Origin of the sequence: Paraflavitalea pollutisoli, assembly GCF_029360705.1 — a bacterium.
GTDB lineage: Bacteria > Bacteroidota > Bacteroidia > Chitinophagales > Chitinophagaceae > Paraflavitalea > Paraflavitalea pollutisoli.
Genome location: NZ_JARKMX010000008.1, coordinates 994,432 through 1,007,126 on the forward strand (window position 1 = coordinate 994,432; position 12,695 = coordinate 1,007,126).

Genomic DNA, 12,695 nt, shown 5'->3' on the forward strand with positions numbered 1-12,695 from the left:
ATCAGTTTGTCGGAATAAATCCGAAGTTTACGTATCCATTTAAATTTGCCTGCGTTCCAGTTTGCCCATCCACAAAACTAATCTTACCCTTCTGATTTACAACATTAAATACATGGCCAACTTTACCGGCACCTTTGTTTCCAAATACAATTCCCATTTGACCCGGCTTACTAACCAATGCCTTTACTTGGTCAATAGATAAGTTATAAACAAACTTTTTTCCATATTCTTTTTCAATTACCGACAGCAACTTCGGCCTTTCTGTTTTTAATGCAGAGGCTGGGCGTCCCTTCAAGTAATTATCAGTGGCAATAACACAATTAACACAGTTAACGTCTAAAGGAGACTTGTTTCTATTAATATTATTCAAAGTAAAATTACTACCATCTGCATTGACAGCTTTGGTATTCGCAACACTAGAGCCTCCTGCTGCGCCAGAAGAAACTTCCGCCTCTGCAGCCATTGCTTTTGCTTCCGCCCCAAACTCCGTAGACAACGCTTTCAACTCAGACCTAACAAGAGCGCCAGCACCTGCTACGCTTGCCACATGACCTGCAACCTCCCAAACCAACGCAACGTCTTTATGTTTATCTACATAGTAATTTAACCATTCTATTACTTTATCATGAGGTACGACTAGGTCTCTAGATACACCTGTTTCGTCTATATACAGATATACAGCATAGTTACTTTGGGGATCATTTGCAAATTCTATGTATTGCCAGAATCCGTTCGAAGGCAACTTCATTAAGGCGATAAAATCCTTTGCAACTTCCTCTTTAAGCGTTTCTTTCTTTCGATAGGACCAAACGCCTTCAGGGCGCACATATATATCTGAAGTAATCGTATTTAACACAGTACCACCTTCGTCCGTATACCACCGTACCGTTACAATGCTACTTTCGTTACCATCTAGATCAACCGCGGAAACTGGTGTATTACTTGCAAACTGATATGGTGTCAACATTGGGTATGAACTCGTCAGCGGATCTACACTCAAAAACCTTCCCAACCTCGCATCGTACACCCGCATACCATAATCCTGCTGACTGCCGATGCCACCTTTCACCTCATTATCATTCTCCTTACCATTAAACCCAAACCGGTATTTACCGCTAGCGTCATTCATCCTGGCCACCATCCCAAAAGGATAGTAGTCATAAGCAGCCAGCTTTTCAGCCTCATAATAGGCCACTTTTGGTGCGCTTGAATCATTGTCCAATGTGCCGCCCGAATATACGTGAATTCTTCGATCGCTGATCGTGGTCAGCACATTACCCAGGTGGTTGGCCAGTTCGTACTGCCTATAACCACGATTAAAAGTCGATCCATAATAGGGGAATAGTAACCCCGGCCCCTTGGAACTGGATGTAGTATCGTCGATATTCCTGTTATCCGGCCTGATCATACCCAGTCGACTGCTGCCATAGAGCTGTATATCATCCTGCATTAAAAGAAGCCTGGAGAGACTATCTTTTGTAGTGGTATCTCTGGAAGAAGTACTATAGGTGGTCAAGAGATTCCCCTGTGCATCCCGCACATACCAGGTAAAATTCAGCTGATAACCCGGCGGTAGATTAATGTAAGACCTATCCTCCTTATCATACCACAAATACATTTTCGCAATCCGGTTGCCCTGTGCATCGTACCGGTATTTGGTCCAGAAAGTCGTGTTCTGATCGGTAATTGATGGATTTCGCTTGATCTCCGTAATCTTACCATATACATTCCATTTGATGCTTGTGATCTTCTCCGACTTGTCTTCGATCAGGTTACCGATAGAATCATACTTGTAATTGAATACACTGTCCTGATCATCGATATCATACACCTTATCATAAGACTGGCTGCCAAACCGCTCTTTTGGCACATTGTCTCTTACCCGTTGCAGCTGATTTGTACCCGCATAATGCTTGTAAGTGAGGCTATCCATCGCCCAATAATCAAGATCACTGAGGCTGTGGCGCAGATAACGCTGAATATTGCCATTGGCATCATAACTCACTCTTTCCCGGAAGCTGGCACCATAACCCCACGCACCATAGCTATTTGTAGCAACGTCAAAGTTTGCGTACTTGTCCTGACCCACATACCGGTTCAGCTGATCATACCGGTAATTATAGAAGAATGGCACCTGATTGTTCAATTCAAACTTCCGGATATTGTACAATGCACTGCTAATATTTCCATTGAACAATGGACGGTAGGAGCTGTCAGGCATAGGCGTGCCTGCACCACGATAGCTCGGGAACGGTGTTACACCGGGCGCAATCGGCTTGTATTCACCATCAAAATAATTGAGCGAGAAGCTCATGGCATCCCTGGCTACCCGCTCGTTCGCCGTGCCAGCCTTCGAGTCGCCTCCCATATCATGCAGGTAACTGGCACTGTTCACGCCTTTGAGCCACCCTTGGAGTGTGTAGGCATAGTCAATACCCTGTACCTGCTCCTGGCCGATGGTCGTTCTGGCCAATGGGCCATGCAGGTAGTACTCGTATTTCGCTTCCTTATCCCAGGTAAACCCGTCCGCACTTGTCTGTACCTCCGTCAGCCTGTTCTCCGCATCGTAGAAATAGCGGTGCGTCCATTGGTCTACAAACTTCGGCTGGTATTTCACCTGGTTGACCTTACCACTGATCAGGTCATATTCATACACGATCTTCTTCCACCGGTTGCCATTCTTGTTCATCAGGTTGGGCCGCATGTCGGGCCGTCCATAGTCCTGGAGTAGCGTGTCTACATTTCCATGGATATCGTAACTGTAAATGCTGGCATGGTCAAAGATATTCAGGACCATCCCTGGCACATCTGCATAGCTCACATAACTAACCCGGTTACGCAGATTTTGTTGTGCGACGGTATTATCCGGAGCTACACCAAAGAAATCAAATGCCTCATCATAGACCGTAGTGGTTACCTGCTCACGATGATTCAACAGTTTAGTATGCCAGTTATTGAACGCAAGGCTGTTACGGGTTAAGGTATCGTCCACTACGCTCACGGTGGTATCCTTGACCTGTCCAACTTCCGAGATCCTACCCAGGAAATCGTATTTCGTATAACTAAAGTAGCGATTGCCGGCACTGCTCATGACGCGCTGCTTTGCATTTCGGCTCAGCGCCAGCCTGCCCAGTCTGTCATACCAGAAATCCGTGCGCCCACCATCAGGGCTTTTCTGCGCCAATACCTGGTTCAGTGTATTGTAGCGGTATTGGGTGGGCATTTCATGCACAGGCGTTTTTGCCTGTCCAAGCCTTCTTGCCGTTGCCACCTGATCCAGCCATACCGAATCATAATTGGGCTTGACACCCGCAGGAGCGATCGTTTTCACCAGGTTACCGGCCTGGTCATAATAATACAAGGTATAATGGTACTCGCTCACAGTATGCGATACGGTGAAGCGTTCATACTTATAGGCCTGCATACATTTCGCCGCATAGAGCTGGTCAAATGTACCTTTCAGGGAATCCACATACCGCATGTGCAGGTTCGTGGCAGTATTCATGATGAAGCTCAGTGAGTCGAAGCAATTGTCGATCTCATCAGTAAACACCACGGGGAACAACGGCTGCGCACGTCCGCACAAGGTGATCGGCGTATTGCTGCCACCACAATAGTCGGGCTCATAACCCAGCGCGTTGCGATAGAGCGCATTGATCTCCAGCAATGTCAGGCTCGTACCTAATTTGGCATTGAAGAAATCGGTGAATTCGTTCGCATATTTGATTGAATCCGACTGAGGCGAAATGTTGGTATAGTTGGTTAATGAACCTTGGTTAACCACCGTACTATTGAATGCGATATTCCATTTCCTGGCGATCAGGGTATTGATAGCGGCGTCGCTCGCAGACGTTCTATTGACCGACAGATTCCAGATATTAATTGCCCCGCTGTCCACTGTAGTGGCACTGGCCAGATCGATGATGATCTTGTCCAGTAATGCAGGGGTCATGGTGGGGGTAACCTGGAGGTATAATGCCCTTAGTCTCGGCAACCTGAAGTCCATATTCTTCGCAAAAGCCGTATCAAATGGCGCAATCCGGATATGATTGATATTCGGGAAGTTCACTGGCAAATTCGGCAGGTATTCGCTGATCGGCCTGATCTGAGAAACAGGTATGGTTGCATCGTTATCCAACCACAAAGACCGAATATTGCGATTCCCTGTCATGTTCGGCAGCTTATTGTTGCGAAAGGACTGGTAACCGCTGCTGCCAAACCGCAGGTGTTCAATCGAGTTGATGTCCCCGAAATTCTTGATAGCCGACGCACTGTTGAACGTCGAATCCTGCGTGGCGGTAAACCCGTAACTAAAAACGTGCGATGGGAAATACCCACGTATATTCTTTAATCCTACGTTATGACTGCAATCAGTACCGCAGTTAAAGTCAACACGACCGGTACGAATATCGCTATGGTAAACGGTTATTGTTTTGGTACCAGACACGGAATAATAGTGATTTACTGTATAAGTATACCATCCCGTAAACCGGTCAACAAATTGCTTTTCATAGGTGCCTGGACCGATAAATCGGTCCGTGTATGTTTTAGCGGTGACCTGCCCTTTCACAGCTGTCCGCTCTCCATCACCAAAATCGACATAAGAACCCGAACCAATGCGCATAGACAGTAAACTGTCTGTGGGCACATCAAACTGGAAATACCGCATACCGATGATGCCGTTGCATGGCGTCTTCTGCCCAGGCTTCAGTTGCAACCTGAATTGTCCATTCGGAAGTGCAGACAAGGTACCCACCGCCTGGTTCACCGCACTACTGTTCCATACCTGTACAAATGAAGCATTAACCTGCTCCCTGGTACCATCTACCGTATTACCGATCAGGTTTTCATTAATATCGAACACGCCTTTAGGTCCATCTTGCGGCGTTTTATCACCCGCTATCGTGCGCATCCAAAGATCAACCGATGTTTTGTCGGCACCATAGAAATTTTTGGCATACTCACTGACGATGGTTTTCAGTTTTTCAGGCGACGGCGCCGGATCACTACACGCATCAAGGGTTACGCCAGCAGCCAGGAAGATGGCTTCGATCTGGGCAAACGTGTAGCTGGTACCGCGTTGTTGGTTATAGAATTGTGTAAACCTGGTTTGGCAGTTGGCTGACGGAGCCGGACACATCTGTTCCCTTGGAGGCAATACCATATTATTGGGATCCAGGAAGTCTTCCAAATACAAGACTTTACCCGCTGCGCTGGTCACCTTCCAGTAATCGACCGTAGCATCGCGTCCATGCATCCCTAATCCGAGAGCTCCAAAGGGCAGAATCGGCAGGTTGCTTTCCCGCGGCAACTCAAGAATCAACACTCCATTAAAGTACAGCATGTACTTATTGGGCCTCAATTCAGCTCGTATCGTCATCCATTGAGTAAGGTCCGTTTGCGTGCTGGCCAGGATATCATGAAATCCTACACTACCATGGTCGCTGCCATAATTTCTAAGTTGGTCATCCTGGAACGCAATCAAGTGGACCCCTGCAGGTCCATTTACTCCCGCAGCATTCTGCCGGTAGAAAGTAGCAGCCAAACGACCCAGCTGCAGATAAAATACCGTCGGATCTCCCAAGGAGCGGAACCGTGCCTCCGCACTATAACCTCCATCCACACAAAAGCCACCGCCAATGAATTGCATATTAGGACCGCTAAAACCAGAAGCCGGTTGTTGTCTGATAGAATCAGGGAGCACAATGGTTCCATTCTTAACCATTGCCGGCAGGTTTGTAAAGGGTGTTGTTACACCACCTACCTCGTAGCGGTGTATAACATAGTATAAACCTTTCTCTGCTAGCTTAAAATTATCCAAGGTCCTTGTCAAACCGTCTGATGTTTCACACGGCATAGGCAATTTCCCGCACTGTGCCAAGTATACGGAATCCATTTGTGCCCCTGAATAGGACTTGTTCATCCGATAGTTGAAATAGGCCAGAAACTCAGCCGCGCAATTGAGTTCGGTTTGCGGACAAACGAAATCAGCATCAGGCATAGCGGGATTTGCCGGATCATTGTAATCTTCGAAGTACTTCAGCTGATCATTGGCATTATAGATCTTGACCCAGTCAACGTTTCCTAATCTGCCAAACAAGCCTAAAGTCATATTGGCCATGATAGGGAACGGCGTCGTAACTGGTCTCGCAAATTCTTTTACCAATACGCCGTTGGCATATACATAATACCTCGTCAACGTCATTTTGATCTTGATCGTAAACCAGTCAGAAACGTTTGGCGCCACATACACCCGAGGGCTCAATGTTTCCTTCTCTCCAGAAGGATGTTGTACTTCAGTGAGACACAAACCTTCGGGATATCGACCAAAAGTTGTATTGAAACCATATCCCAGGTAGAATAGATCTCCCCCTTTGTTATCCTCCATAAATCGCATACGCACCTCAATACTGTAGCCATCCGATGTGCATAGCCTCCGTCCTCCTCTCACTGCTACAGTCACATTATTGAACCATCCAGACGGAATGGCACGTACCGAGTCTGGCAACATGAGTACGCCGTTTTGTACAATATCCGGCAGGCTGGTATAATTACGGATTCCTGATGCATCAAATGAGGTCTGTATGCCATGGGTACCTTGGCGCTGTGTTTTATAGTCGGATAGGATATTCTGCAAACTATCACAAGCAGCCGATGCCAACTGACCGGTACACTGCGACTTGAAGAGCAGGTATTCCCTGGTCGTTCTTGTGAAACCGAGACGATAGTTGAGGTACTGCTCGTATATCCTGTTCTTACGCAACTGAACGGAATCATTACCTGGGTTTGCCAATACTGGCGACACCCCAGGGTATTGTTGCCTGAACGCTGCATCAATCTCTGCAAAACGCTCACAATCCACGCATACATCATTGGTAAAGCACTGGAACACCGGCGGCAGGTTGATGCCCTGGGACAGGTAGTCGCATTCCATGTTTCCAAAACCATTTTCTCCGCAAAGACTCAACAGCGTATTCAGGGTAGAATCGGCAATCTCCGTCTGGTACAATTGCTTCAGGTAATTGGAGAAGGTGCCAAACAGGGCTTTCTTAGGCTTGAACTTCTGATACATCCGCGAGATATTCGAACACTCGCAGGTATCGGGTTTCGAATACACCGGCTTGTTGCCGTTCACCGCTTGCTGATCATAGGGCCGTGGCGCCTGGATTGCATAGGCATTGCAATTGTACAGCGTATCCGGTATATTATTGATGGAATTGTAATACTTCAGGTATTGCTCAAAACTGCGGAACTGGTGCGTGCTGGACGGCTTTACCGAGCTGGACCCAAATGGATGACCCAGATCGGAACCTTCCTTACAAATCGCTACCAGTGCAGGTATGATCACTGTCCTGATACTACCTGTGTCATAACGCGCACAAGTCTTCAAGTCGGCCAGCCACTGTGCCGCATAAGCCTGGCAATTGTCAGTATAATACTTGTTTTGCAGCGCTTCTGCTTCCGCCTTGCTGTTGGGCTGCTTAGGCATGTCAGGCATATCGGGCAGTGACAACAATTCCTGGGCATCCGTAAAATGCGGTTGGTGGCCAGTAGCCATGATCTTGGCAGCAGATAAAGAACTGGGACCATCGGGACACTGTGCCTTCAGCCACCTGTTGACCATGCCCCGTTTCAGTTCGAGGTACAGTTGGCGGTACACTCTCCAGGCCATATCACGTTCTGCTTCACACATCAACGCTGGATTGAATGCATTGGCTGTCGTTTTGTATAAGTCGAGGCAAGCATTGGATGTATTTATTCCGGGGCACATCACCGTGAAGGAAGCTGTGCTCCACAGGTCCAACACAATAATGGGCGATTGTTTCGTCACCTGGACCTTCCGGAAATTCTTGACAGAATCACTCAAAGGCGCGAAATAAGGGTACTTCACCAACAGCGAATCCCGTAGGGCGCCATTAGAGCCAAAACGTGTGGCATAAGTTCCGGTCTCAAAGGTGGGGTTCAAATAGCCAGCAGCCAGCGCATCCGCATACGTGTCTACCGCTTCAAATTTCTTGTCCCACTCATGGCTGAAGGTCAGCAGCTCCCATTTATTGAGCTTGCAGAATTCCGGGTGATAAGGCAACAACGCATTGGCCCAGCTGGACTGAAAACGCTGCGCAAACACCTCCGGGGTCAACTGCTGTGGCGGCACCATCTTACCCACCGACTCATCAAACACCAACGCGGGCTTACCATCACCATCCTTGTAGTCGGTCACCTTGGTGTAGATGGCAAACGTATCCTTGATCCGGTTGTCTTCGGCCGATTCTATGCGGCTGAAGAAAACCGACAGCCGATCGGTAGTAGCATCGATATTGGCATACTGACCCGAGGAAGGCGTCATATCGATCAACAAAGATTGACGCATGGTTACCGCCGAAGATTGCGTATCGCAGATCTCGTCGCAGGCAGCGAGCGCTTCGGCATAGGCCTGTTGGGCCATACCTTTGTATACCGCCGTGTCTACATCCTGAATGTTGTTCTTCGTGCGGAACTGTGCCCAGAAGGCGGGCCAGGGTTTCAGACTGGCACGACAGGCATCGCAGCTCGGTTTACAATTGGCCACAGCCTGCTGTATGGCCCTTTGCTCCACGATAAAAGAGTCGAGCGTACGGCACTGGTTGGTGATCATGAATACACTGTCACGATAATAATCCATTCCCATACGGCTCACCGACAGGCTCTTGGTGATATCGTAGCTCCCTTCTTCCAGGAAAAGGTTGAAGTTGAACGAGAAGCCCACCCCATTGTTGGAAATGGTATCGATATTGTTCAGGGAGAAGTTGCGCACCACCGTATCGAACTTGTAATCGCAATCACCGGTAATGGTGATCTGCAGATCGTACAAACAGTCGTAACAAACGGAATCCACTTTGCAGCCTTCCAGCTTCAGGGACTGCGGGCTCAGGTTGTAGGAAAAAGCACGCAAACCACGGTTGGTCACTGCCAACGACCGCTTGTTCTCCATCACCAGGTCACGGATCACCGTCGCATTGGGATCGCTGAGGTTTTCACGGCGGGTGGCAGACTGGTTCGATGCCAGGTTTTGTAACTTCCCGTCCGGACTGGGATTGCCCGCCAGTGAAGTGGCGATGGTACGCCCACGCATATCCACATAACTGATGCTGTATTGCCCATTCGCATCGCGCACCATGTTCTTGAAATAGTGCGACGCATCGCCTACTTCTGTACCAAACAGGGCATCCAATTCCCGCTGATCGGGGGTTGCGTAATAATATCTTGTTTCATGGCCACTGCCGAGGCGGTAGGCTTCGCCTACCCCACTCTGCCGGGTAACACGCCCGGTATTATCAGGTGTAAATTCCACTTCCGTAAAGGGGAAACCGCCCGCATTGGGTACGTATTTATGGATACCTGAATCACGGAAAGGACTCAGGGAAGAATAATATTGAGAGGCCCCGGATACGGAGTCCATTGGTGCTGCGCGCAGGGCGCAATACAAGGCCGGGTTGGCCAGGCTATCAAAGAGGTTTTTGCTGTATTCTGATCGGCCAACGCCCCTATTGAAGTTGGGCGTGTACCCGATGATACTTTTCGTAGTGGGTGCAGGCAAGGCCTGGATCACCGGCCTTCCCTGGTAATCGTAAAAACTTTCGGCAACAATCGTACGGTTGGTCGTATTGTCTTTGGTGACCGTTTGGCGGCCACGTAAGCTACCATCATAGTATTGTACCACACTCTTGCGTTTGCCATCTTCGGCAAAGCTGGTGGTAGCCTGCCAGTTCAACTGGCGCTCATGGCCATTGAAAGCGAACTGGCCCTGACCGGCCAGCGTGTCGCTTTTCCAGGCTGCTTCGAGCCTGCTCGCGCCTACCGGCGCTTTCACGGCCCGGACACGGTAAAACAGGGCTCCTTTGCTGTCGTACAGTAAGGGAATTCTATAGCTGGTACCGGTGATCGACACGCGGCTGGCATTGTGGTTAAAGATCAGGTCGGTGTTCAGCTTTCCGTTGCTGCCGCGGTAAAGACCGGAAGCAAGTGCCGTAGAATCCAGGTAAGTCCACTCGAGATCGTACTCATCAGCCCCTTTCACAGGCGCCCACCATACGGGCAGGTCATCGCGATCGGTATTTGCCGCCCAGGCCGAATCATGCAACTGACCGGTAATACTGTTGTATTGTAATCCATAGACCGGATAGCTTTGCAATTGGTTTACCAGGCGCAGCGCCTTGAGCGCAACTGCTTTTCCGCTTATAGACGTTATTTTGGCAACAGCGCGATAGGCCCCCTCAAAAATGGTGGTCGACTTATCCATATACACGCCCGTTGGGGTAAAGCTGACCCGGAATGTCTTCACCCCGGTAGCTATGGTGTTGTTAAAACGCGTGTACCGCAGGTCTACAGTAATTGTAACAGCAAACGTATCCGACTGGTAGACGGGTAAGGCCGTATTGTGCTCCAGCGTCATGATGCTGGTCGTATTGTAGGATTTTCTGTTCACCGCATCGAAGAACTTATCGTCCTGTACCACGATGGAGTCACCCACCTTGAATAATGAACCGTTCATCACCTGTATCAGGGGTGGATCGGTCTGGGCCCAGGCGGTAGTACGGCCCAACAACAAGAAGGCAATAAGGGTGAAGTAGGATAAAAGCAAAAACTTTCTCATAATCGTATGATCAAATAATACTTTGTAATCAGGTTGACTGGTTGTGGGTGCGCAGCGCACACCGGTGATGGCTACAGGCCTGTACTGGACAGGAAGACTTTATAGCCATCGTAGGGAGCCTGTGCGATGTATTCTCCTCCTTCCTTCCGGTAATATTTACCCAGGTCGAAGACCTCATCTCCAAAGCCCCCGGTACGGTAGTGCTGGTAGTCGGTTTCCACCACCACATACACAGATGCTGCATCTTTCAACAACGGCTGTGCAGCAGGCTCGTACAACTGATCGCTGCGCATCAGGCTTTCCATGCGGCGCAGGTAACCTGTTTTACGGTCGATGTACCAGGTCATTTTTTTACAGGGGCCACCATCCGGCAATTGCAGGGATACGATTTCTTCTGCTGCCGAAGACGTATAAGTAAAGGCATTGGCGCGGCTTTCGACCAGGAAACTATCCAGCATCGCCACCGGATTACCGGGCGCTCCACCAGCTGCTGCCTTTGCGAGGAACAATAGTTTGTCTTCTTTGAACACCGTCAACACGAGTTCGCTATTGGACACCGTTTCCTGGCTGTCGAGTTGCGACCAAAATTTATTGCCGTGCACTTTGTATTGGCCACGCAGACTATCGAGGTATTGTTTGGGATTGGATTCTGAAGCATACCGGTACAGGACATCGAAGCCCAGGTAGGCAGGCTGTTGATAGGCACTGGCCAGCCGGCGCAAGGCGGATTTGGCCCGCGGATCAGACTCCGTTTGCGCCTGGGTGCTCAGCGCTATCAGGCACAGACTACAACAAGCGATCAGGTATATTATTTTTCTCATCGGGATAAGGTTTAATTTTCTTTGACCAGCGCACTCCTGGTTTCTTTAATGGTTTTGATGCCGCGCTGTGTTTCTTTCTTCAACCGGATCAGGGTTCCCTCATCGTCGTATTCGTACATCGTGGCGTAGTTGTTTTCATCCAGCTCAGCCAGCAGGCGCAGGTTGACTGGGTGAAACACAAACGACTTCATATTGGCATTGTAGGGGTGAATGCGCAGGTCGTCGAAGTACACGGTATTGGTGCCTATAGACTGCAAACTGACCGTCATGGAACCCAGGTCGGGCCGGGTGGTAAACACTCCTTCGTAGCGTTGCCAACCTTCGATGATGGGCCCTGCCGGATAGAAGGTAAGCCCGGTAGACCCGTAGGTCAACATTACTTTGTTTTGCGTATATCGCTCGTACAGGCTATCTGGCCCCACCTCTTTTACCCATACGCTCATTAGCATGCGTGTTGCAGGAGCAGGCGAAAACGAAGGCAATACAATGGCACTGTCCGCACTGACCTTTTGTAATACCGTACCCAGGCAATTATCAGGTTTGGTCATAAACTTCAGGCGCGGCATAGCACTGTCTTTACCGGCTGGCACCATCAGAAAAGATATATTGACCTGTTGCCCACTGGGCACCTTCAGGCTGCGCAACCCGGTGTGGGCCTGCGCCGTATCGATCCGTGCCTGGTGCATCGAGAAATCCCAGTGACGGGTAGGTGCACAGGCCGTATCGCAGAGTTTGGTGTTGAATACATAGTCTTCGAAACCTTCAAACGCGCTTTCACGATAACGGCTGTTTTGTATCACTGCTACCGGCATGGTCAAAGAATAGCCATATAGGCTGGCGTTGTAACGACCCAGGGGATCTCGGTTTTCCAGCTCGGCGCCGCGGCGGTTGAACATCGTGATCTCGCTGTTCCACACCCAACGGTTGGTATCCGGTGCGGCTTTCAACTGATTGCTCTGAAAGGCCCAGAAAGCTGTAAAGTCGTTGAACGTACCATCCTTGCGGATATTGGTTTGCGATGCCGGATCCTGTTCCGTACGCCGGGCATAATAGGTATAACTTCTGTTGGCGCGCCAGTTGCCCAACACCCCCGTTACGAAGGGATTGAACACCGTATCGGCCACGATACTTTTACAATAGAGCCCAGTGATCGTGTCGCAGGGTGTTTGGGCAGCAGCTGTCACCGTAACTACCACCAGCGGAACAATTATGAAAAGACGAATTAGGAATTTCATATACCT

Annotated in this window: 3 protein-coding genes; all 3 read right to left on the reverse strand. The window is 49.3% G+C overall.

Going from position 1 to position 12,695, the window contains the following annotated elements; translation table 11 throughout:
- Window position 1: 1 nt before the first annotated feature.
- Window positions 2-10,633, reverse strand: a complete 10,632-nt coding sequence (locus P2W70_RS17955) for an RHS repeat-associated core domain-containing protein (RefSeq protein ID WP_276482885.1) — start codon at window positions 10,631-10,633, stop codon at window positions 2-4.
- A gap of 71 nt (window positions 10,634-10,704) precedes the next feature.
- Window positions 10,705-11,454: a LolA3 family protein gene (locus P2W70_RS17960; protein WP_276482886.1), complete on the reverse strand. Its 750-nt coding sequence runs from the start codon at window positions 11,452-11,454 to the stop codon at window positions 10,705-10,707.
- An 11-nt stretch (window positions 11,455-11,465) separates the two neighbouring features.
- Window positions 11,466-12,689: a hypothetical protein gene (locus P2W70_RS17965; RefSeq protein WP_276482887.1), complete on the reverse strand. Its 1,224-nt coding sequence runs from the start codon at window positions 12,687-12,689 to the stop codon at window positions 11,466-11,468.
- Window positions 12,690-12,695 lie beyond the last annotated feature (6 nt).

What these genes read in the sequence shown, in the direction of transcription:
- P2W70_RS17960 (WP_276482886.1), bottom strand. Translation starts at nt 11,454, where the DNA reads ATGAGAAAAATAATATACCTGATCGCTTGTTGTAGTCTGTGCCTGATA.
- P2W70_RS17965 (WP_276482887.1), bottom strand. Translation starts at nt 12,689, where the DNA reads ATGAAATTCCTAATTCGTCTTTTCATAATTGTTCCGCTGGTGGTAGTT.
- P2W70_RS17955 (WP_276482885.1), bottom strand. Translation starts at nt 10,633, where the DNA reads ATGAGAAAGTTTTTGCTTTTATCCTACTTCACCCTTATTGCCTTCTTG.